The organism is Pseudooceanicola profundus (genome assembly GCF_054919315.1).
Genome location: NZ_CM142898.1, coordinates 3407628 through 3430253, shown reverse-complemented (window position 1 = coordinate 3430253; position 22626 = coordinate 3407628). Strand labels below are relative to the sequence as shown.

The 22626-nt window shown below is 67.8% G+C and carries 14 protein-coding genes; 8 read left to right on the top strand and 6 right to left on the bottom strand.

All coding sequences use genetic code 11. The annotated features are described in order from the left end of the window. Nucleotides 1-60: 60 nt before the first annotated feature. Nucleotides 61-3582, bottom strand: coding sequence for a calcium-binding protein (locus ACX9MO_RS15765; RefSeq protein WP_462212529.1), 3522 nt, complete (start codon nucleotides 3580-3582; stop codon nucleotides 61-63). Nucleotides 3583-4504: 922 nt separating this feature from the next. Here ACX9MO_RS15765 and ACX9MO_RS15760 point away from each other — a divergent pair. Together ACX9MO_RS15760 and ACX9MO_RS15755 are read left to right on the top strand one after the other, a co-directional pair. Beyond that, a complete protein-coding gene (locus tag ACX9MO_RS15760; RefSeq protein WP_462212528.1) occupies nucleotides 4505-4789 on the top strand; it encodes a hypothetical protein in 285 nt (94 codons plus the stop codon). Between the two features lie 216 nt (nucleotides 4790-5005). Beyond that, the gene (locus tag ACX9MO_RS15755) at nucleotides 5006-5554 is read left to right on the top strand and encodes a BRO-N domain-containing protein (protein ID WP_462214463.1); all 549 of its coding nucleotides are present in this window, start codon (nucleotides 5006-5008) and stop codon (nucleotides 5552-5554) included. Here ACX9MO_RS15755 and ACX9MO_RS15750 read toward each other — a convergent pair. From ACX9MO_RS15750 to ACX9MO_RS15730, 5 genes are all read right to left on the bottom strand, one after another. Beyond that, nucleotides 5547-8801 carry a calcium-binding protein gene (locus ACX9MO_RS15750; RefSeq protein WP_462212527.1) on the bottom strand — a complete coding sequence of 1085 codons (3255 nt, stop codon included), beginning with the start codon at nucleotides 8799-8801 and terminating at the stop codon, nucleotides 5547-5549. The genes ACX9MO_RS15755 and ACX9MO_RS15750 overlap by 8 nt on opposite strands. A gap of 714 nt (nucleotides 8802-9515) precedes the next feature. Then, nucleotides 9516-9920 carry a hypothetical protein gene (locus ACX9MO_RS15745; RefSeq protein WP_462212526.1) on the bottom strand — a complete coding sequence of 135 codons (405 nt, stop codon included), beginning with the start codon at nucleotides 9918-9920 and terminating at the stop codon, nucleotides 9516-9518. Between the two features lie 456 nt (nucleotides 9921-10376). Next, a complete protein-coding gene (locus ACX9MO_RS15740) occupies nucleotides 10377-11132 on the bottom strand; it encodes a YbaY family lipoprotein (RefSeq protein ID WP_222489565.1) in 756 nt (251 codons plus the stop codon). Nucleotides 11133-11385: 253 nt separating this feature from the next. Further along, the gene (locus ACX9MO_RS15735; protein WP_462212525.1) at nucleotides 11386-12465 is read right to left on the bottom strand and encodes an alpha/beta hydrolase; all 1080 of its coding nucleotides are present in this window, start codon (nucleotides 12463-12465) and stop codon (nucleotides 11386-11388) included. Further along, nucleotides 12462-14006, bottom strand: coding sequence for a phospholipase D family protein (locus ACX9MO_RS15730; protein WP_462212524.1), 1545 nt, complete (start codon nucleotides 14004-14006; stop codon nucleotides 12462-12464). Before ACX9MO_RS15730 ends, ACX9MO_RS15735 begins: the two co-directional genes overlap by 4 nt. A gap of 237 nt (nucleotides 14007-14243) precedes the next feature. On the opposite strand from ACX9MO_RS15730, the gene ACX9MO_RS15725 reads away from it, so the two are divergent. The 6 genes from ACX9MO_RS15725 (at nucleotide 14244) to ACX9MO_RS15700 (ending at nucleotide 22606) form a co-directional block, all read left to right on the top strand. Further along, nucleotides 14244-15377, top strand: a complete 1134-nt coding sequence (locus ACX9MO_RS15725) for a metallophosphoesterase family protein (protein ID WP_222489563.1) — start codon at nucleotides 14244-14246, stop codon at nucleotides 15375-15377. Continuing rightward, nucleotides 15374-17965, top strand: coding sequence for an AAA family ATPase (locus tag ACX9MO_RS15720; RefSeq protein ID WP_462212523.1), 2592 nt, complete (start codon nucleotides 15374-15376; stop codon nucleotides 17963-17965). Before ACX9MO_RS15725 ends, ACX9MO_RS15720 begins: the two co-directional genes overlap by 4 nt. A 282-nt stretch (nucleotides 17966-18247) precedes the next feature. Then, the gene (locus tag ACX9MO_RS15715; protein WP_462212522.1) at nucleotides 18248-18595 is read left to right on the top strand and encodes an ArsR/SmtB family transcription factor; all 348 of its coding nucleotides are present in this window, start codon (nucleotides 18248-18250) and stop codon (nucleotides 18593-18595) included. Between the two features lie 20 nt (nucleotides 18596-18615). After that, the gene (locus tag ACX9MO_RS15710; RefSeq protein WP_462212521.1) at nucleotides 18616-19821 is read left to right on the top strand and encodes an MFS transporter; all 1206 of its coding nucleotides are present in this window, start codon (nucleotides 18616-18618) and stop codon (nucleotides 19819-19821) included. 258 nt (nucleotides 19822-20079) lie between these two features. After that, entirely contained in the window at nucleotides 20080-21594 is a 1515-nt protein-coding gene (locus ACX9MO_RS15705; protein ID WP_462212520.1) for an SLC13 family permease, read from the top strand. Between the two features lie 142 nt (nucleotides 21595-21736). Beyond that, complete coding sequence (locus ACX9MO_RS15700; protein WP_222489558.1) at nucleotides 21737-22606, top strand: dioxygenase family protein; 870 nt, start codon at nucleotides 21737-21739, stop codon at nucleotides 22604-22606. The last annotated feature ends 20 nt before the right edge of the window (nucleotides 22607-22626 follow it).

Below are 22626 nucleotides of genomic sequence, written 5' to 3'. Positions count from 1 at the left end.
ATAGACAGCGATCATTGCGCCCGCAGTGTCGATTTCTGACACTGAGGGCTGAGGGGCTAGTCATCCTAGCAGGTCAAACACCTGCCCACCGGCCTGAACGTTCAGTTGAGCCTGAGCATCGCCATCAACCAATGCCCAAAGCAGAACGCCACTTGGCCTGTGGGTGATGAACACCTCCTGCACGCTGCCTACGCCCGCATTCGCTGTGGTGGCGCGTTGCACGAGGAAATCACTGGCCTGTGCTTCGGCGCCGTAAACCAGCAGGTCTCCCTCGGCGGCATTGTAGTCCTGAACCCAGTCAGAACCGTGTCCTGCATTGCCGAGGTGATAGAACCGGTCCGCCCCGGTGCCACCGTTCAGCCGGTCGAAGCCGAAGCCGCCGTTCAGGAAGTCATCGCCGTCGCCACCGAAGAGCGCATCACCCCAAGCCGCACCTGTCAGGACATCATCGCCTATGCCACCGATCGCCGTGTCCGCGCCGAAGCCTCCATTCAGCGTGTCGTGACCTGCATCACCGCGCAGTTCGTCATTGCCATAGCCGCCGTCGACACTGTCATTGCCGTCCCCAGCGTAAATCACGTCGCGCAGGTCGGTCTCGGTTTGGCCTCCGATAATAGTGTCGTCGCCTGCTCCACCGTTGAGTGTATCTGCGCCAGCCCCGCCATCGAGGTAGTCGTTTCCGTTCCCGCCATCGAGCAGGTCGGCGCCATTGTCACCGCTTAGGACATCGTCGTCATCCCCGCCATGGAGGCTGTCCGCACCGTCGCCTCCCCGGATTGTATCGGCGCCCCACTCGCCAAAGGCGACATCTGCGCCCGCGCCCATTGTGATCTCGTCATCGCCAGCGCGGCCATATGCCGTGTCGTTGCCATCCCCGCCGTCAATGCGGTCCTGATAGCCGCCGCCGATGATGCGATCGTCGCCGCTGCCGGCCCAGATGACGTTCAGATCTCCATCCTGGGTATCTCCTACCTGGATCGTATCGTTGCCCGCGCCGCCTCCGGCCATGTCCGAGCCCGTTCCGAGCAAGATGTAGTCGTTGCCGTCTCCGCCCGACAGCGTGTCGTTGCCAAGGCCGCCGTTGATCGAGTCATCGCCGTCATTGCCGTTGAGAATGTCGTCTCCGCCAAGGCCCAACAGGGTATCGTTCCCGCCGAGGCCTTCGAAGATATTGGCGAAATCGTTGCCTGGCAGCAGATCGTTACCTGTCGTGCCGCTGCGCTGCCGCACATAAAGCATGGTGTCATTGCCGTCGCGCACCGCGTCCAGGCCGAGGCCTGGCCAGGCCGTATTGAGGAACATCTGGAAATCGAAGGACCCGTCGCCGGTGGTGTCCAGCGCCAGCTGCGTCCGGTCGGCGTCCTGCGTGATCTGGGGGGCGCCGAAGACCTGCGTGTCGGACAGCAGGATGGCATCAAGCGTATCCATGTCGGCGAAGAAGTCACCGGCAAGGTCCGAGGTATTGCCCTCGACAATATCCGACGCGGTCCCCCCATAGATCGTGTCGCTTCCTTCGCCCGGATTGATCGTGTCGTGCCCTCCGCCGGCGAGGATCAAGTCATCTCCATTGCCGCCGAAGACCTGATTGGCCACATCGCCGCCGATCTGGATCGTGTCGTTTCCGTCCCCGCCCCAGAACGCGCCATGGCCGTAGGGAGAGACGATGAGGTCGTCCCCGGACTGGCCAAAGCCACTGCCGGTGTTGACGGTGATGCGGTCTGCGCCCGCGCCGCCATAAGCGGTTCCGCCGTTGAGGGTGATGTCGTCATCGCCGTTGTTACCGTCCAACACGCCAGCGCCCTGGATCGTGTCATTGCCGGCGCCGCCGTCGAATGCCATCGCATATCCGGTCAAACCGATGAGGCGGTCCGCCCCCTCCCCGCCGATCAGCTGCGACCCTACCCCCGATGCCTCGATGCTGTCGTTGCCATCGCCGCCATAGAGCACATCCGCCCCGCCGTTGCCTTGCAACGTATCGTCCCCGCCGAGGCCGCGCAGCATATCGGCCGCTCCGCCGCCGATGAGCAGATCAGGCCCATCGGTTCCTTCGATGACGGCGCCGATCGTGATGATGTCACTGCCCAGGCTCTCAAGTACGCCGGTCCCGTCCACGAACCACACTTCGGCCGTGATCTGCGTCCCAAAATCGTCTTGGGTCAGCTCGTAGGTCGCGGCGGTCGCCCCTTCGATCGCGATGCCATTCCGCAACCACCGGACCGACAGGTCGCCGAGGCCATCCGCGTCCGTCATGTCCTGCCAGCTTGCCGTTAGCGTTTCGCCGACGAAAGGGTTACCCGTGACAAAAACCGTTCCTTCGGGCGCGCTGTTCAGGCGCAGCAACTGGTAATGTATGTCGGCCGGGCCATCTGGCGTTGACTCGTATGGGCTCGAAACGGTCGCACTGGTCCAGGCGACCACGATTGTTCCGTCGGCCAGAACGGTCGAGGTTGGCTGGCTGTTCCGCTCGCCGGTCTGATTGAAGACCGCGATGTCACCGCGAAGAGATGTCAGCCCCGATACGTCGAATACGCCGCCTGCGGAAATGTATTCGTACAGTCCGTTGGAGTAGTATGTCGACTGTTCGAACGCCTGCACGCCGGTCTCAGATAGGTACTGGACCGATATGCCCTCTTCTCCTCCTTGGATGGAGGGTCCATCCTCAACGGCGCCATCGCGACTGACCACGGAATCGTAGAAGTAGCTTGTGCTGTTGCCGGAGGAATTTCCAGGGCTGCTTGAGGTCCAAGGCGGGGTTCTCTCGACCTGCCAGGCAACGACATAGCTTCCGTCTTCAAACCGGATCGTTTCCGTATCGTGATACTCCGTGGAGTAGCGGTCTCCATCCAGTCGGGTAACGCTGCTCACCACGACCTCCTCACCCGCCACAGTCCCGAGGCTGTCGAAGGTTCGGGTCAGGGTCCGTGCCATGCCGTCGGTATTTGACGTCCACGAAACAGCGAATGACTGACCATCAAGCGCAAGGAGGCTGTGGGATTCAATATCAAACCCGTCAGTCTCGTTCAGCTGGATGGGCGCTGAAACCGGAACACCGTTGGCCGTGTAGCCCCGTCCCATGACCGCAACCGCATCGCTTGAATTGTAGGCGTCTACGTTGGCTGACCAGCCGATGAAGAATGAGCCATCGTCGAAGGTGATCACCTCGGGTTCGGATGTTACGACACCCGAGGTCGTTTCGCTGACCTGAAATTCGGCGCCGACCCTCTGCCCGGCGTCATCAAAGCGTTGGGCGAATATGTCCCCATCTGACCCGCCATGACTTGCAGAGGTCCACGCAACAACGAAACCGCCACCGGCCAGAGAGGCGACTGACGGGTTCGTCTGATCGGAGAGCATTGATGTGTCGACTTGAAATTCCGCGCCGACTGGCTGTCCTTGTGCGTCGAAGACCTGTCCGAAGAGCCCGGGGCCAGTCACGTCCTGATCTTCGGAAACCCAGGTGATCACGAAGCCACCGCCGTCCAGAGCGGTAACACTGGGTTCTGAGAGGTCGCGCTCCTCGCCGGCGAAACTGTTCGCGGTCAGAATTTCGGTTTCGGGCCAGACGTTTGCTGAGACGGTCACTCTTTACCTCTTAGTGTTGGCGCGTGTGGGGTGCCGCGCTTAGCGCATCATTCGCATTCAGCCTGCAGTAGTGCCAGCCCCCTTTTTCGATCGGATGCTACGGTGTGGAATTGAGGTGAAAGCTGTCAGCCAAGCTGGCCCCGTTGGTCGCAGAGGGCGCCGCATTGAAGCTGGGTCTCTTGGAGGCGAGCACTTCAAGTGCCAGGAAGGTCAGCCCATCGGGCCATTTGACTGGGGCCTTTTAGGTCTCCGCTCGCGATCATTCACAGCGTAGCTGTTATCGAGAGCAGCGAAGTTGTCGGGGCCATCCTCGGGGTCACCTTCGCGAAGACCCTCCCGGTGTCCGCGACGGCCGCGCCAAAAGTGAAGCCCGAGGTCACCAAGCGCGACTTTAACGGGCTGCTCCTGGGGGGGCGACGGCGAGCCGTGGTTCGTAGAGCTAACGCGCTCGTCTCCACCCACGGGAACGCCGTCATCAACTGGTTCCCTAGGTCGGCCCGCACCCACGTTGTGACGTGGTTCCTCAAGCAGGAGGGCTTGCTCGAAGCCGCCAACTACTACCACCACTGGCCCCACAACTTCCGCACGCAGGTACTGGAGAAGTCGCAGAGCTACCAGCTGCGTCGTCGCGCCTACGTCAAGGGTGGTTCGGAGGACTGGACGCTGGTCCGCGTGGTCCGCGACTCGGTCAAGCGGGCAATCGCCAGCTTCCAGCACATCCTCATGAACCCGATCATCGACGATGTCATCCTCAACATGACGGGGCTGCGGGTCGAGCCCGATGGGCTGTCCTTCGCGGAGTTCTGCGAGGCACTCTCCCGGCTGGACTTGAAGGTTGGCGGGGACCTCGACTTCCACGTCTGCCGCCAATGGCACCCGATCTGGGAAAGCCACAGGGGGCCGGTGCTAACCCTCAACCTGGATGAGCCCCCTGAACGACGGGCTGAACCGGGTGGCGGAACTGACCGGGCTGCCTCAGGTGGACTTCGCCGCCGAGCCGAAGTTCCGGCAGATGGCCGACATGCACTACGCCATGCCGACCACCTTCGGGGGCCTTGACGTGACTCACCACCGCTTCACCCGGCAGCAAGTGCGGAAGGGGGACTGGCAGAAAGAGGTACTGCAGGATGACATGACGGTGCAGATGCTGGCGGGCATCCTGTACCGCCCCGACAAGAAAGAGACGGCCACCTCTCTGGCCGCATAACCTCAGCCCTCGCGTGACCTACACCATGCCCCGGCACGTGCGTGGCGGAACGGTAGACGCGAGGGTCTCAAACACCCTTACCGCAAGGTGTGTCGGTTCGAGTCCGACCGCCCGCGCCAATCTCAGGACATCGTTTTGACCATCAAGAACACCGCCCCGGCGGGCCATACCGCTGTGTCCACCTTCGACTTCCTTTTGATCAACCTACGTTGCGCTATGATCGACGACTCTCCGTGGTTTTCCGCAGCAGATGCACGCACCGCGCTTGGCATCAGCAAGCAGGCAAGGAGGCATGCCACTAAGGCCCACCCCGAGAAGGAACGAACTATGTATCAGATACAGAGTGGGGTGCGGTCCCAAGTTCTGGTCTCCGACAGCGGCCTCTACAAGCTGATCACCCTAAGCGACGAGCCCGAGGCCAAGGCGTTCCAAAACTGGGTCTTCGGCACGGTGCTGCTTACCATCCGCAAAGACGGGGGCTACATCCAGAACGAGGGACAATTTTCACTCCCGCCACGACACACACAGCGTGGCAAACACGGCACACACTCGACTTCACTTGAGAACCGGAAACCTGCACAACCACCTGATATATATACTTTTAAATCACCCAGCTTGACTACCAGTTCCTACCGCCGGAGCCATAAAAAGCCACCAAGCTTAACCGCTTGGTGGCTTTTTTGCTTTCTGTCCCCCGCAGGGCCCGCCTCCCCGGGGGCCCCCGAACGGCAGCCCCAGGAGAGACCGCACAGCCGCCTCAGCTGAAGACGAAGTTCCGGCTCTGCGCCACCGCTTCGACCGTCAGACCGCCTTGCAGAAGGACGGACCCGTGGGCCCCGAAAGTGACCACGAGGCCGTCGGCGCGGGTCGCGAAAGTCACGTCGTCCAGGCTGTCGATTCCCGGCAGGTCGATCTCCAGTCGGTCCTTGCCGGGCTCGAAATCGGTGATCACGTCGCCAACCGCCAGATCGCCCTCGGCCATGACGAACCGATCCTTGCCGGACCAGCCGGTCAGCGTATCGGCCCCGGCGCCGCCGGAGAGCGTATCGTCACCGGTCTGGCCGTTGAGTTCGTCCGCGCCGTCACCGCCGCGCAGTTCGTCCTCGCCGCCGGAGCCGATCAGCGTGTCGTCGCCCTCGTTGCCCGCGAGGACGTCGTCTCCGTCGCCGCCCTTCAGGTAATCGTCGCCACCCCAGCCATAGAGGCTGTCGTCGCCCGCATCACCCAGCACCCGGTCGTTGCCGCGCCCGCCGGTGAGGTGGTCATCCCCGGCAAGGCCGCTCAGCGTATCGTCAAGGGCACCCCCGTCGAGGTCATCCGGCCCGGCGGTGCCGGTGATCACGTCGCCAGCCTCCGGATCGGGGTCTTCACCGCCATCCCCGGGATCGGTGCCCGGGTTCCCCTCGTCGCCCCCTTCCGGGTCGGTGCCCGGATCAGGATCAGGGTCGGGATCGGTGCCGGGGTCCGGATCGGGCGCCGGCGTCACGTCGAGGCCCGCGGTGTCGAAGGTGATCTCGATCACCTCGAAGGGCCGCAGGGTGACCTCCACGGTCGTGTCGGCCACGTTCAGATCGGTCAGCGAGGCGCGGATGTCATTCTCGTTGATGTAGTAGCGCTCGCCGTTGACCAGCACCCACTCCGCCTCCTGGAACCCCTCGCCGGGCACGTAATGTGCGCCGTCACTGGAGGAGGCGGAGAAGTCCGCGCCAATCCGCACGGCGGAGGCGCTGTTGAAGTCGGGGACCAGCTCGGACAGGTCCAGCTCCAGGGTCTGGCTCTCGAGGCTGCGGGAGGAGACGTAGACCACCGTCCGGTCCTCGGACTGGTAGGCATCGAGTTCGAAGGGCCCCTCCTCGACCGAGAGATCGGTCTCGATCAATTCCAGCCCCACGAGGCTCGAGGCCATCAGGTCGAAGGTCGCCCCGTTGATCGAGCTGATCACGCGGCCCTGCGCATCGGTCACCACCTCCTCGGTCTGGCTGCCGGCAAGGTCGGTGGGCGTGTTGTGCTGCACCGGCCAGACATGGGCACTGTCGGCGCCGAGTTCGGTCAGGTTCTGCACCTGCTCGACCATGACGGAGGCGGAGCGCAGGCCGGTCTCTTCGTCATCGGTGGTCTTCACGTTCCATTCGGTCACGTGGAAGTCGAGGTCCTTGTCGAAGGCCTCCTCCCAGATCGCGAGGTCGTGGTCGATGAAGCTCACCTCGCCGGACTTGCCGCTGAATTCGAGCGAGCGATCCTTGTAGTAGTAATGCTCCACCACGCCGTCGATGGCCGCCCGGGCCTCCGCGCTCAGCTGCGCGATGATGGTCTCGTTCGCCAGGTGCACCCGGTCGGTGTAGGAGCGGTCGTCCACCGAGGCATGGAAATCCGAGCCCGCGTTCGGCGTCGCCATCTGCACGATGATCGAGGGCTGGTCGTCCACGTCGACGCCCGCGGCCTCCATGCCGTCTTCCAGCGCGATCGCCGCGACGTTGGCCTTGGAGCCATATTCCGTCTCGCCGGTGGAGCTCCAGTATTCGTTGCCGATCTCGAAGGCCTCGACCACGTCACCGTAGTCCTCCATCACCGCCTGGGCAAAGCGCGCGATCTCATCGTCGAGTGCCTCGTATTCCGCGATGGTATAGTTCTTCGTGGGTAGCACGAGGGTGACCTGCGCCCCGTTCTCCCGCGCCCAGTCGAGCATGTCGGTGACCTCGGCGCGCAGTTCCCAGTCGCCATCGGCGCCGCGGTTCATCTCCAGCACGTTGAGGAACTTGTCCCCGTCCTCGTATTCGTCCCCGCTGTCGCCCTGCCCGGCCGGGAAGCGCAGGTGGGTGATGTTCAGCTCTTCGAGCGCATTGACGAAATTGTCGAGCGGCACGCCGTCGTCGGTGTTGATGCTGTAGACGAGGTTGCCGCCGAAGAAGGATTCCGAGATCACGTAGCCGCTGCCGGTGGCGGCGGTCACCTCGACCTCGGTGGCATTCAGGGTCGAGACCTGCGTCACCACCGGCGTCACGTCGCCGAGGTTGCCAAGCCAGCCCGAGGGCGATCCGAGCGCCTCGGCATCCACGCCCTCGACGATCGCCAGCACCTGGCCGTTGTAGACCAGCGCCGCGCCGCTGCCGTCCTCGGCATCGGTGATCGTCAGGTTGGTCGCCGCCTCCACCGCCGAAATCGCCGTGCCGTCCGCGTCGATGAGGGTGATCAATTCATGGGCTCCGTCGTTGCCGTCCACCTCGTAGCTGTGGATCCGCATCGGCGCGAAGTCTTCCGCATCGGCGTCGGGCACCACGAGTTCGAAGCTGTCGTTGCCTTCGCCGCCCGCAAGCTGGTCGGCCTCGTCACCGCGCAACGTATCATCGCCGGCGTTGCCCACAACCGTGTCGCCCACGGCCTCGGTGCCCTCGGCATCGACACCGCTCACGAAGTCGTCGCCCTGCTGGCCCGCGAGGTAATCGCCCCCGCCGAGGCCGAGGATCGTGTCCATGCCGTCGCCGCCGAAGATCTCGTCCGCCTCGGCACTGCCGGTCAGCGCGTCGTCGCCATCGTAGAACCCGGTCAGCGCGGGCGAGAAGTTCCCGACCCAGACGGTTTCATAGAAAAGCTCCTCGGCGGTGTAGCCCTCGATGATCGCGACCACCTGGTTGTTGATGATCACCTGCGCCCCGCTGCCGTCGGGCAGGTCGCCGATCCCCGCCTGGTAGGTACCGTCGAAGAACTCCGAGCGCGGGATGATCTCGATCTCGGGCGTGACGAAGACCACGCGGTCCGGCACGTCCTGATCGGTGAAGCGGGTGAAGTCGAGATCGGTGATCGTCACCGGGTCGGCGCCCTCCACGCCCACCGGTATGACGAAGAGATCGGCATTGGCCCCGCCGGTCAGCTGGTCGCCGTCATCGCCCCAGAGCGCGTCGATCCCCGCGCCGCCGATCAGCGTGTCCGGTGCGCCGAGGGTCTCGTCATTGGCGATGAGTACGTCGTTGCCGTCATTGCCGACGAGCGTGTCCGACCCGCCTTCGCCGCCCACGATCGTGTCGCCCTCGGCGCCACCCTCCAGCAGGTCGTCGCCCTCGGTGCCGGTGAGCGTGAGGCCGGCGGTCTCGGTCCTCCGTCCTCGCCGTCCTCCCCTTCGTCGCCCTCGTCCCCTTCGTCGGTTTCATCGGTTTCATCGGGGGTTTCGTCACCGCCATCCTCTCCGGCGGAATCGTCGCCCTCGTCAGAGCCCCCGCTGATGGCGATGGCGCTCATGCCACCAAAAAGAAGGATGAGAAGTAGCGTTTCCAACAGGGGGCCTCGTGCAAAACAACAGGAAGAGAAGACAGCAATTAATAATTCTTAAATCTTTCCGCGTTCGCGGATTCGACGCAAGCCGGAATGGCCCGGGAACGAAAACAGAGCGTTTCCCCGAGAGGGGTGAATCTTCGCTGTCTTCGCGCCACGCCCCGCACCACCCAGTATCGTTTGTTTCCCAGAAACTTCAGAAGCTTGCGCCCGATACTTCAGGTTACCCATGTGACCAGTGGATCAGGCCGCCCGGAGCCATCGAGGAGGAGCTGGAATTTTTCACGCGAATAGCCTCAAACGCGAAACAACTCATGATTGTGAAATGCACTTCGGATGCCCGAGCGTCCCCTCAACGACCGACGGTGGGGGAACCTGCCAGTCCCGCGGGGACACCATCGGCCTCACCCGGACACCGGGCCCGGCGTCTCCCGCCGGGCCCGGCCTGACAGGGCAAGGCTCAGGCGGCCTTTTTCTTCTCGGCCAGTTGCTTGAACACGTAGATCGGGATCAGCAGCGTCGCGACGAGGCTGCCCAGCCAGACCAGCAGCGTGGCCGCGAGCCAGTTGGCAATGCCCCCGATCGCCATGCCGTCGAGGAGCATGTCAGTGACGAAGAGCCCGATGAACACCGTCACCAGCGCCACGCCGCCCATGAGCTGCGGCAGTTGCCGGAGCGAGATCTTGGTGACCAGCGGGCCAAGCACGGCCTGGATGACGGAAAACGCGATGACCACGATGATGAACGACAGCGGGTCGATCTGGAAGCCGCTCAACAGCGCCGCGGCAAGCAGAAGGCCGACCGCATTGGCAATGAGATAGGCGGCGGCGGATAGGGCAAGTTTGACCACTTTGAAAACTCCCATTCGGCCGCGGAAAAATACGGTCGCATCCGCGATCAGCGGCCCAAAACAATTGCAGAACGAGTCTTGTCCGGCTTCAGCTTTGGACCCAACACCCGATGCGTCAAGGAAAATTAACGATTTCGCCTGTGGCGGCTCCGGAACGCTGCGGCAGAGCAGAGCGGGGCGACACCCGCTGACCGGTCGCGCCCTGCGGGGGCTGCATCCGCACGCTCCATGCAGCCCCGAGGCCTGCGACAGGGCGGCCAGAAGCCTTGCAACACCTCAAGCCGCCTTACAGCGGAACCGGAACGCGCCGGCGCCCGTCCGGCCCGGCTCGAAGCCGGGAAAGGAGCGGCGCGCACTCCGACCGCGCTCCGCTTTCTCAGGCCTGTTTTCTTAAGGCCCGATGTCTCAAGGCCCGCTGTCTCAAGCCCCGGCGCTTTCAGCCCTGCTGATCGCGCGCCTGACGCGTGGGGCTCACTCGGGCCGTTCGGTCAGGCGCAGGGTGACCACGCCCGCCGCATTGGTCAGGCTCAGGGTCTTGCCAGTGCGCAGGTAGCCGGTGGTGGCCCGGATCGCCTCGACCATGTCCTGTTCGAGTTTCATGCGCGGTTCCGGGCACATGCGCCGGGTGCCGGCAATGGCCTCGGGAAAGGCGATCGTGCCCGCGCCCAGTTCGGCGGTGCCCGCGAAACGGTTGCAGCCGCCGTACATGGCAAAGCCGCCGTCCGGCATGAAGGCGATGGTCGGCGCGTCCTCGACGACCAGCATCCGCCCGCCGACCTCGAAGGCCTGCCATTCCACTCCGGCGATGCCCGCAGGCATCGCCTCAGACATGGCCTCCAGCACGATCTCGGGCCGCTCGGGCGCCTCGCGGGTCAGGGCCGGATAGGCGGCGGTGGTGCGCAGCAGGACCCGCTCGCCCTCGGCGACCTTCGCGGCCACGACGTAGCGCATCCGCGGATCGATCTCTGCGCTGTCATAGGGCAGCCGCACCTCGACGGGCAGGCTCTCCACCCGGTAGTCGCGCGCGGCCACGGTGACAGAGGGCGCATCGGCCCGGGACACGTCGAGCAGTTCCACCTGCAGCAGCGCCTCGGGTGGCAGTGTCGCGCCCTCCTGCAGGTGCACCACGACGGGAAGGTCGCGCATTTCGGCCATGGCGGGGCCTCCGGCAAACGGGGCGGCAATCAGGGCGGCAAGGGCGATGCCGCGGCTCAGGGTCTGGATCATGTCTGTCCTCCTCGGTCAGCCTCGAAATGAGAGGGCCCGTATGTACCGGGCCCAGATGTGCGGGGCCGGGACCGGCTTCAAGACAGGGCCCTGCCCCCGGCGGCGCATCTGCGCCGGAACGTCACGTCGCACGGCGGGCGCCACCCGGCCGCTGCGCAGCACCACCCCGACATGGACCCCGGACCGATAACCGGAGAGGCGCCTGATATGGCATCCGGACACGGGTCCGCCCCCGGCACGCCCGAACCCGCGCTCAGTTCTCGGGTTGCAGCGTCCAGCTGTTCGGCCCCAGCGGGGTCAGGTTGCGCCGCTCGTCAGCCCGCAGCCCATCGTTGAAGAGCTGGTTCAGGTCGGTGCCGACCTCGCGATTGTAGATGTGGTAGAGATGCCCCGAGGAGCTGCGCACCGGCAGCGCGCTGAGGTCGATCACCTCGACCCCGTCCAGCAGTTCCACCGGGTTGCCCGCCTCGCCCAGCCGGGGATAGCCGTGCAGCTGCGCCGAGAGCGCGAGCGGCCAGTCCCTCTCGGCCACGTAGACCGTCAGTCCCGCCACCATGGGGCGGATGCGCGGCAACATCCGGCGCAGCAGGTCGAAATCCATGTCCGGCGCCAGCAGCGCCACCTGCCCCACCTGCACCTCGGACTGGCGCCCGGCCAGTTCGTAGAGCGCGAGCGCCATGCCCCGCGCCCCGAGGCTGTGGCCCGCCACGTTGACCCGCCCGGGGCCGAACTGCGCGGCCAGCACCTCGATCGCATCGGCAAGGTCATGCACGCTCCAGTAGAGGTCGGCCTCGTCATGGGTGTAGTTCAGCACGCCCCCGTCCGAGGGCCAGCTGAACCAGAGCATCTGCCCCTCCAGCGCGGCGTTCTCCTGAAACGCCGTGGCGCGGCGGCAGCCCTTCTCGAAGTTGATGTAGAAGCCGTGGGTGTAGAGCAGCGGCGGGGCGTCACCCGCGTTCTCCTCGAAGGCCTCCAGCACCGCCTCCGCCGGGGCCGTGCGCACGTCGCCGACCCGCAACAGTTCCTCGGGGATATAGAAGGGCGCGGCCTCGCGCACCTTCTCCAGCAGGCGCAGCGGCCGTTCGGTGATGTCGCACCACCCAGCGCTGATCCCGTTGCGCTCGTCTCCGTAGGTCTCCCCGGGGTTGGGCAGGCCGGTCTCGTTGCGATTGGTGAGGAAGGGCACGCCGCGCACCAGCGGAATGCCCGGGGCGACGATCGGGGCCGCGACCTGCGCCTGCACCTGCGCCGCGGGGACGGCCAGCCCGCCCGCGAGCGCCAGGCCGAGGAGCCGGCCAACCGCCGTGCGGGCCCTGCCCCGCGCGCCGCTCACAGCATCCACTCCACGGGCAGCCAGCTCACCAGCCGGGCAAAGGCGCGCTGCATCAAGGTCGATTCCGGCTCCTTCGTCAGCACCAACTCGCTGCCGTCGGGCCGGGTCTCGATCCAGATCATCCGGCCCTCGGCGGTCTCGGACACGCGGTAGTACTGCGAGGCCTCCTCCAGCACGGTCGCCAGCCCCTGCGCCATGGCGCGACTGGGGATCAGCAGGCCCATCTCCGTGTTCAGCTGGGCCGAGCGTGGATCGAAGTTGAAGGAGCCCACGAAGATCTTCTCCCCGTCGATGGCAAAGGTCTTGGCGTGCAGGCTGGAGGCGGAGCCGACGATCATGTTCGACAGCCCATGTTCGCGCACCCGGTCGGCCTGCGGACGCAGTTCCAGCGTCTCGACGCCGCCCGCCACGAGGTCATCGCGGTACTTCATGTAGGCGCCATGCACCGGCACCACGTCGGTGGAGGCAAGCGCATTGGTCAGCACGCGGGTCCGCACGCCCTCGGCGGCAAAGCCGGTGAGGATCTCCGTCCCCACCTCGCCCGGGATGAAATAGGCCGAGACGAGGTCGAAGGTCTGCTTCGGCTGGGCCAACGCGATGATCTGCGAGATCAGCAGGCCGTCGCCCTCCGCCTGCCCCAGCCCCTTGGCCGGATCATCGCTGAAGAAACTGACCTCGCCCCATTCGAACCGCAGGGTGCCGGCCTGCATCCGCTGGATCAGGGGCGTTTCGGCGATGGCATCGACGTATTGCGCGGCGAAGGCCGTGGCACGGGCCTCTTCGGCATGGGCCAGCAGGCTCTCCATGCCACCGGGCGCCGGATCGAGGATCAACTCGGCCGGGTAGGCGGAGCCGCTGGCCCAGTAGCGGTCGAAGTTCTGCGCGACGTCATCCACCACCGGCCCGACGGCCATAACGTCGGCATCGAAGTAATGCACCCCCTGCCCGTAGTCGAAGTAGATGTTGCCGATGTTGCGCCCGCCCAGAACCGTCGCGGCGCCGTCCACGATCATCGCCTTGTTGTGCATCCGGTGGTTCAGGCGCCGGAAGTCGAAGGCATAGGACAGCATCCGGGGGCTGCGCAGGGTGAAGGGATTGAAGATCCGCACCTCCACGTTCGGCGTGGCATTCAGCGCCGCCAGTTCCGCGTCGAGCCCGGGAATGCCGTTGTCATCGAGGAGCAGCCGCACCCGCACGCCCCGCTCCGCCGCCTTGCGGACCTCGTCGAGCAGCATCCAGCCGGTCTCGTCCGTCTGCCAGATGTAGTATTGCAGGTCGATGCTCTCCTGCGCGGTGCGCGCCAGCAGGACCCGGGCGGCATAGGCCTCGCGCCCGTCGGAGAGCGGCCAGATGCCGCTCTGGCCCGGATGGGCGGCGGCGGCGGGCATCAGCGCGGCCCCGAGGGGCGTCTGCTCCGAGGCCGGCAGCGCGGTGCTGGCCGGGTCTGTCGGCAAGTCCGGCAGAGGGTAGATCAGCCGCAGCCCGAAGATCGCGAGGACGACGACGACGGCAAGGACGAGAAGAAATCTGAGAAACCGCATGGGGGCCTCCGGCAATGGTCCGGCCCGCCCAGCCTAGGAGCCAAGTCCCGTCGCGGTCAACATTTTGCATCGCGCAGGGCACGCGGTGCGACAAAGAATCCCCGGCGGCATGCCCGCGCCCTCAACTGGCCATCCCCGGCGGCGTGGCGGCGCTGCACGCAGCCAAGGGCCTCTGGCAGACGGCCCCGAATAGGGCCTTGGCAAGGCGCCCCCGCCCGGGGCATGTCTGGGGGCGCCATGACGTTCCGCTTCCTTCATTCCTCCGATCTCCACATCGGCCGCAAGTTCGCCTCGATCCCCCAGCCCGAGGATGGCAACATCCGGGGCCGGCTGATGGAGGCACGCCATGCCGTCCTGCGCCGCCTGGCAGAGGCCGCCGCCGCGCGGCAGGCCCGTCATGTGCTGCTGGCAGGCGACACGTTCGACACCGCCACCCCCTCGCCCTCCCTCGTGCGGCAGGCGCTTGCCGCCATGGGCGAGGCGCCGGAGGTCACGTGGTGGCTGCTGCCCGGCAACCACGACAACCTGCGCGACGCCGAACCGCTCTGGGACATGATCCGCGACACTGCGCCCGCCAATGTCCGCGCGGTGACCGAGCCCGCCCCCCTCGACATGGGCGGCGGGGCCACGCTGCTGCCCTGCCCCGTGGCCTACCGCGCCGGCGGCACCGACCCGACCGAGGCGCTCGTGCGGATGGAGAGCGGCGCGGGGCAGCTGCGCATCGGCTTCGCCCATGGCGGGATCACCGATTTCACCGAGAGCGGCGATGTCATCGCCCCGGATCGGGACCGCTCGGCCCGGCTGGACTACCTCGCGCTCGGGGACTGGCACGGGCGGATGCAGGTCTCGCCCCGGGTGCAGTATCCCGGCAGCCCCGAGCAGGACCGATTCAAGCATGGCACCCGCGGGGTCTGTCTGAGCGTGACGCTGGAAGACCCGGGCAGCACGCCGCAGGTCGAGGAGATCGAGACCGGGCATTTCCTCTGGGCCGATCAGCCGCTGCCGCTGCACCCGGGGCAGGACGGGGCTGCCGCGCTGCGGACCCTGCTGCCCGGGGCCGGGCGGCGCGACGTGATGCTGCGGGTCACCGCCACCGGGTGGACCGGCCTGACGGAACGGGCCGCGCTGGAGGACGCCGCACGCGAGGTCGCGCCGGACTTCGCCCATTTCGAGCTGCGGACCGGGGACCTCGGCACCCAGTACGACGCGGGCGACCTCGACCGGATCGACCGCAGCGGCGGGGCCCTGCGCCTCGCGGCAGAAGCACTGGTGGCCGAGGCCGGGGACGAGGCCATGGCCGCCGAGGACCGCGCGGCGGCGGCGGATGCCCTCGCCCGGCTCTACGCCTACGTGCGGGAGGGCGCGGAATGAAACTGCGCGCGATCGAGCTGAACAATGTCCGCCGCTTCACCACGCCGGTGCGCATCGACGGCATCGGCGACGGGCTCAATGTCCTGAGCGAGCCCAATGAATTCGGCAAGTCCACGCTCTTCGACGCGCTGCACGCGGTCTTCTTCAAGGCCCATGGCAGCGGAGACAAGGAGATGAAGGCCCTGCGCCCCCATGCCGGCGGCGCGCCCGAGATCACCGTCGAGGTGGAGACCGCCGAGGGGCTGTTCCGGATCAGCAAGCGCTGGTTCCAGAAGCCCGCCGCGACGGTGCATCAGGGCAGCCGCCTCGTGGCCCAGTCCGATGCCGCCGAGGACTGGATCGCCCGGGCGCTCGGACAGGACGTGGGCGGGCCTGCGGGGCTGATCTGGGTGCGGCAGGGCATGACCGCGCTCACCGACGGCAGCAACAAGGAACAGGCCGCCGCCCTCGAGGCCCGGCGCGACCTGATGTCCTCGGTCAGCGAGGAGGTCGAGGCGATGACCGGCGGGCGGCGCATGGATGCCGCCCTGCGCCGCTGCTCGGAGGAGCTGGCGCTCTATGCCACCAGCACCGGGCGGCCCCGCACCGGCGGCCCGTGGAAGGCCGCGCAGGACCGCGCCGCCGAGCTGAGCGAGGACCGCGACCGCCTGCAGGGCCTCGCGGCGGAGCTGCACGCGGCGCTCAAGGCCCGCAACGCCGCCCGCCGCACCCTCGCCGAGCTGACTGCCCCCGAGGCCGCCGAGGCCCGCCTTACCCGGCTGCAGGCCGCGGAGGCCGCCCATGCCGCGGCAGAGCGCCACGCGAGCGCCGGGGAGACGCTGGCCCGCAAGCTCGAGATGGCGCGGCTGCAGGCCAGCAGCGCCCGGGCGCGGCTCGACGATCTGCGCCGCGCCGGGGCCGAGGCCGCGGAGGCCGCCGCCCTCGTGACCGCCGCGGAGGCGGAGGCCGCGACCGCCACCGCCCATCACGCCGCTGCCGCGCAGGACCATGACAGCGCGGCGGCGGCCCTCGCCTCGGCCACCACGGCGCTGGAGGCGGCAGAGGCCGGGCTGCGCCGGGCCGAGCACGCGCAGGCCGCCCGGGACAGCGCCGCCCGGTGTGCCGAACTGGGCGAGCGGATCGCGCAGGCGGACCGTGCCCGCACCGCGATGGAGACCGCCAAGGCCGCGATCCGGGGCGTGAGCGACGTCGAGCTGCAACGCCTCGAGACCCGCGCCGCCGAGGCCGCAGCCGCCCGGGCGGCCCGGGATGCGCAGGCCACGCAGGTCACTGCCAGCTACAGCGGCAGCCTGCGGTTGAGTGTCGGGGCAACGGAGCTGCCCGAGGGCGCCGCCCTGCCCCTGACCCGGCCCACCCGGATCGACCTGCCGGGGATCGGCACGCTCGACATCCGCCCGCCGCAGACCGGCGGCGCCGAGGCGGTGGAGGCCGCGCAGCGAAGCCTGCGCGAGGCGCTTGCCGAGCACGGCGTCGAGAACGTGGAAGAGGCCCGGCGCGCCGCCACCGCCCGCAAGACCGCAGAGCGCGCCCATGGCGAGGCCCGGGCGGTGCTGGCCAGCCTCGCGCCCGAGGGCACGGATGCCCTGCGCGCCCAGCTGGCCGCCCTGCCAACGCCCGAGGACGCGGATGCGGAGGCCCCCGACCCCGCCATCGCCCGCGCCGCGCAGGACGCCGCCAGAAGCGCCGAGAAGACCGCCCGCGCCACGCTCGCCACCGCGGCGGAGCGGCTGTCGGCCGCGCGCTCGGAAAAGACCCGGACCGAGACGCTGCTTGCACAGGCCCGTGACCGCCACGCCCGCGCCCTTGCCGCCCGGGCCGCGCAAGAGGAGGACGAGGCCACCCTCGCCGAGGCCGCCGAAACCGCGCGCCAGAGCCTGACGCTGGCGGAGGCCGCGCACCGCGACCATCAGGCTGCCGCGCCTGATCTGGCCGCCGCGCAGGCCGCGCTGACCCGGGCCCGCTCCGTCGAGGAGAGCGCCCGCGCCCAGATCGACAGCCTGCGGCCCGATCTTGCCCGGCTCGAGGAACGCATCAGCCGGGCCGCCGGAGAGGCGGTGGAGGAGCGCCTGGCCGAGACCGAGGAAGCGCTGGCCGCCGCGCAGGCCGACCTGTCCCGGATCGACCACGAGGTCCGCGTGCTGACCCGCCTGCAGGCGTCCCTCACCGCCGCCCGGGCCGAGGCCCGCGAACGCTACTTCGCCCCCGTCGCCCGGGCCCTCAAGCCCCTGCTTGCCCTGCTGTGGCCCGAGGCCGAGCTGTCGTGGTCGGAGGACTCGCTTCTGCCCCATGCGCTGATCCGCGACGGGCAGGAAGAACCGCTCGACATCCTCTCCGGCGGCACGCAGGAGCAGATCGCCCTGCTGGTCCGGCTGGCCTTCGCGCGGATGCTGGCCGATGCCGGGCGCACGGCACCGGTGATTCTCGACGATGCGCTCGTCTTCACCGATGACGACCGGATCGAGCGGATGTTCGACGCGCTGCACCGGCAGGCCGGCGACCTGCAGATCCTCGTGCTGACCTGTCGCCAGCGGGCCTTCCGCGACCTCGGCGGACAGGTGCTGCGCCTCGCGGAGGTGAGCGGCGCCTAGCCTCCGGTCGGCCCGCAGGTCACGCCGGGGCGGCTGTCATTCGGCAGAGCCGCCCCGTTGCCTGTCTCGCCGCCCGTCGCGCCGCCCGCGACCCCGGCTGGCAGGGATGCCCCGGTCCGCGCCCTGTCCTCTCCTTTTTCCCTGCTCTTGAGCACTTTGGCGACGACAGGCACCCCCTCCGTCCCGGCACCGCATCGGGCAAGGAGCCCGCTGAGGCCCGCTTATTTCCACGATCACCGAAATAGTCATTGACCCGGCGCGCCGGACGGTCTTCATGGGGCCATGGACATCGACCTTGCCGCCCGACAATTGCAGGCCCTCGGCAATCCGACGCGCCTGCGCATCTACCGGACCCTCGTACGCGCGGGCCATGGCGGCCTGCCCGTGGCGCAGGTGCAGGCGCGGCTGGGGCTGCCCGGGTCCACCCTGTCGCATCACCTCAAGGCGCTGATGCAGCAGGGGCTGATCCGGCAAGAGCGGCAGGGCACCACGCTCAACTGCCACGCGGAATATCCTGCGATGACGGCCCTGCTGGGCTTCCTCGGCGACGAATGCTGCGCCGATGCGCCCGGCACGGAGGGCCCCTGCGTCGCCGCTGCCGCCCCGACGCCGCCAAAGAACTCCCGATGACAGCCCCCGTGAGCCCCCCCGTGACCACCCCAGTAACCGCCCCCGCGCTCCGCACGATCTCGGCCCTCGGCGTGATCGAGATCTTCGCATGGGGCAGCAGCTTCTACCTCATGGCCCCGCTCGCCGGCGCCATCGGGGCCGAGACCGGCTGGAGCCTCGGCTTCCTGTCGGGCGGGGTCTCGCTGGGCCTGCTGGTCTCGGGGCTCTCGGCGCCGGCGGTGGGGCGCTGGATCGGGCGCACCGGCGGGCGACTGACGCTCTCGACCGGGATGGTCTGCCTTGCCCTCGGCCTTGCGCTGCTGGGGCTGGCGCAGTCGCAGGCGGCCTTCCTGCTCGCCTGGGCGGTCCTCGGCCTGGGCATGGCCTGCGGGCTCTACGACGCGGCCTTCTCGGTCCTCGGCAGCGCCTATGGCCGCGGTGCCCGGGCGGCGATCACGCAGCTGACGCTCTGGGGCGGCTTTGCCAGCACGGTCTGCTGGCCGCTCTCGGCCTGGATGGTGGAGGCGATCGGCTGGCGCGGGGCCTGTTTCGCCTATGCGGCGCTGCACCTCTGCCTGACCTTCCCGCTGAGCCGCCTGCTGCTGCCGCGCACCGCGGGCACACCCGAAGCCCAGCAGAGGGCGGGCACGGAGGGCACCGCGGCGCCCGCCCCGGTCAGCGGGCGCGACCTGCGGGTCCTGTGCATCGTGGCGACCGGCGTGACGCTGAGCATGCTGGCCTCGATCTTCTCGATCCACATGGTGCCGCTGCTCGGCGCGCAGGGCTACACCATGGCGGCGGCCATCGGGCTTGGCACGCTGCTGGGGCCGTCGCAGGTGGCCGCCCGGGTGCTGGAGATGCTGGGCCGCGGGCGGCATCACCCGATCTGGACCCTCTCGGCCAGTGCCGGCTGCGTGCTGATCGGCATGGGCGGCCTCGCCCTTGGCGTGCCCGCGGCGGTGGCCGTGGTGGCCTGGGGCGCGGGCAACGGGTTGTGGTCGATCTGCCGGGGCGCGCTGCCGCTGGCGATCTTCGGCGCCGAGGGCTACGCCGCGCTGATGGGACGCCTCGCCCGGCCGATGCTGATCGCGGGAGCAGTGGCGCCGCTGATCGGGGCCGCGCTGATCGAGGGGCTGGGGCCGGAGCGCACCCTGCAGGCCCTCGGCCTGCTGGCGCTGCTGCCGCTCTGCGCCACGGCGCTGCTCTTCTCCCGGCTGGAGGGCGCGGCGCGGCGGCTGCCAACCTGAGGCGCAGCCCGATACCTGCGAGACCCGCATTCACACCCTCTCATGCCTGTTTGGGTATGACAGGATACCCGGCCGTGTATTGCGTTTTGCCCCCGGACGCGTGACCTCTGGCGCCAGATACGGGCCCCCCCTCGGCCCGGTGGAGGATTGAGACCAGCGCACCCCGGCCCCGGCCGGAGACCGCTCACCCGCACCCGCGGGTGCGGCGCAGGCGCGGTCGGCGGCCCGTCAGCCGCGACATGGGACGGAGGACCCCGAATGAACGACACCCCCGGCGCAGCCCCTGCGGAGGCGCGCGAAACCCTCAATTTGAAACTCATGGCGCTCGGCCCCCTCGCGGGGCTGGTCCTCGGCCTGATCCTGCCTGAAAGCCTCGGGATGCCCGGGCGCGTGGCCGCCGGCGGCGCGCTCTGGATGGCGATCTGGTGGATGACGGAGGCGGTGCCGATCCCGGTCACCTCGCTGCTGCCGCTGGTCATCTTCCCGCTCTTCGGCGTGGGCAGCTTCGGCACCATGGCCGCGCCCTTCGCCAATGCCGTGGTCTTCCTCGTGCTTGGCGGGGTGATCCTCGGGCTGGCGACCGAGCGCAGCAACCTGCACCGCCGCATCGCCCTGCGCACGATCCAGGCCGTGGGCACCCGGCCCGACCAGATCGTGCTGGGGCTGATGATCGCCTCGGCCTTCATCTCGGCGTGGATTTCCAACACCGCCACGGCGGTGATCATGGTCCCGATCGGCGTGTCGATCCTGCACCTCGTGCGCGACCTGGCCCGCGAACAGGGCCACGACGGGCGCGACGTGAACTTCTCTGCCGCGGTGATGCTGGGCATCGCCTATGGCGTGACCATGGGCTCCACCGCCACGCTGATCGGCCAGCCGCCGACCGCGCTGATGAAGGCCTACCTGCTGGAACAGCAGGGCTATGACATGGGCTTTGCCCAGTGGATGGTGATCGGCGTGCCCTTTGCGGTGATCATGCTCGTGATCGGCTGGCTGCTGCTGACCAAGGTGATCTTCCGCGCCAAGCTGCGCGAACTGCCCGGTGGCGCCGCGCTGATCCGCAGCGAGGTCGAGGCCCTCGGCCCGATGTCCAAGGCCGAGACCCGGGTGGCGATCATCTTCCTCGCCGCGATCTTCTTCTGGGTGGCCGTGCCGCTGCTGACCAAGATCGCCGCCGTGAAGGCCGCCCTGCCCTTCCTCGCCAAGATCTCGTCGAGCCAGGTCGCCATGACCGCCGCCGTGGCCTGCTTCCTCACCCCCTCGGGCGAGCGTGACGCCAACCGCCGGCCCGTGGCCCTGCTGACCTGGGACGCCTCGCGCGAGATCCCCTGGGGCCTGCTGCTGCTCTTCGGCGGCGGTCTCAGCCTCTCGGCCGCCTTCACCGCCACCGGCCTGTCGGTCTGGATCGGCAACCAGGTGGCGGCCTTCGGGGACATGCCGGGCCTCGTGGTGCTGCTGATCGCCGCCGTCGTCGGCCTTGCCCTGACGGAGCTGACCAGCAACACCGCCACCGCCGCGGCCTTCTTCCCGATCATGGGCTCGGTCGCGGTCGGCATGGGGATGGACCCGCTGGTGATGACCGCTGTCATGACGCTCGCCGTCTGCTCGGCCTACATGCTGCCGGTGGCGACACCGTCGAACGCGGTGGCCTTCGGCTCGGGCGAAGTGACGATCAAGCAGATGGTCCGCGTGGGCCTGTGGCTGAACATCATTTCCCTCGTCGTGATCTTCGCGATGATCGAGACGCTGTTCCCGCTGGTCCTGACCCGCTGATCCTGCTGCAAGCCGCGCTGCGTCCCGGCCCCGCGTCGGGGCGCAGATGATACCCGAACGGTATCACAAAAGACTTCTGAAGGCATGGCAAGGTATCACACCTTGTCCCATCTTATCCAAACAGATCGCTTGGGAGGACACCATGAGAAGCATCACCCTGGACAACATCACCGAGGCCGTCGTCGGCGCCCTGTCGGACGACATTCCCGCGCGCAACCGCGAGATCCTCGAAAGCGCGCTCAAGCATATGCACGCCTTCATGAAAGAGGTCGACCTGACCTACGAGGAATGGCTGGGCGCGATGGAATGGATGCGCCGCGCCGGCGACATCTCCGACGACAGCCGGAACGAGTTCATCCTGATCTCGGACATCCTCGGCGTCGAGGTGCTGGCCGACATGCTGGACAAGAAGCCGACGCATAACGAGACGATCTCGACCGTGCTGGGGCCGTTCTACCGCGAGAACCCGCCGGTTCTGCCCAAGGGCGCCTCGATCATCCAGAAGGACTTCGAGGGACAGGAAACCGTCCGCGTCACCGGCACGATCCGCGACACCGAGGGCAACCCGGTGCCCGGCGTTACCATGGACGTCTGGGAAGATGCCCCCAACGGCCTCTACGAGCAGCAGGACCCGGACCAGCCGGACTTCAACCTGCGCGGCCGCTTCGAGACGGATGCCGACGGCGCATACGACTTCGTCGCGATCCGCCCGGTGCCCTACCCGATCCCCTATGACGGGGCGGCGGGCGAACTGCTGAAGTACATGGGCCACCACCCCATGCGCCCCGGCCATATCCACTTCATGATCATGAAGGACGGCTACAAGTCCCTGATCTCGCAGATTTACGACAGCGAGACCGAGTACCTCGACAACGACAGCGTCTTTGCCGTGAAGGAAGAGCTGATCGGCACCATGACCAAGGCCCCCGAAGGCGCCGACACCGATCTGGTCATGACCTTCGACTTCGTCATCCGCAACAACGCCCTGCTGGGCGACATCGCCGCGGAATGACGCACCCGGGCGGCGCGACC

Excerpts from the sequence above, each read along its gene's own strand:
- ACX9MO_RS15760 (WP_462212528.1), top strand. The coding sequence starts at position 4,505 with ATGAGCCCCCTGAACGACGGGCTGAACCGGGTGGCGGAACTGACCGGG.
- ACX9MO_RS15755 (WP_462214463.1), top strand. The coding sequence starts at position 5,006 with ATGATCGACGACTCTCCGTGGTTTTCCGCAGCAGATGCACGCACCGCG.
- ACX9MO_RS15745 (WP_462212526.1), bottom strand. The coding sequence starts at position 9,920 with ATGGGAGTTTTCAAAGTGGTCAAACTTGCCCTATCCGCCGCCGCCTAT.
- ACX9MO_RS15740 (WP_222489565.1), bottom strand. The coding sequence starts at position 11,132 with ATGATCCAGACCCTGAGCCGCGGCATCGCCCTTGCCGCCCTGATTGCC.
- ACX9MO_RS15730 (WP_462212524.1), bottom strand. The coding sequence starts at position 14,006 with ATGCGGTTTCTCAGATTTCTTCTCGTCCTTGCCGTCGTCGTCGTCCTC.
- ACX9MO_RS15725 (WP_222489563.1), top strand. The coding sequence starts at position 14,244 with ATGACGTTCCGCTTCCTTCATTCCTCCGATCTCCACATCGGCCGCAAG.
- ACX9MO_RS15720 (WP_462212523.1), top strand. The coding sequence starts at position 15,374 with ATGAAACTGCGCGCGATCGAGCTGAACAATGTCCGCCGCTTCACCACG.
- ACX9MO_RS15715 (WP_462212522.1), top strand. The coding sequence starts at position 18,248 with ATGGACATCGACCTTGCCGCCCGACAATTGCAGGCCCTCGGCAATCCG.
- ACX9MO_RS15705 (WP_462212520.1), top strand. The coding sequence starts at position 20,080 with ATGAACGACACCCCCGGCGCAGCCCCTGCGGAGGCGCGCGAAACCCTC.
- ACX9MO_RS15700 (WP_222489558.1), top strand. The coding sequence starts at position 21,737 with ATGAGAAGCATCACCCTGGACAACATCACCGAGGCCGTCGTCGGCGCC.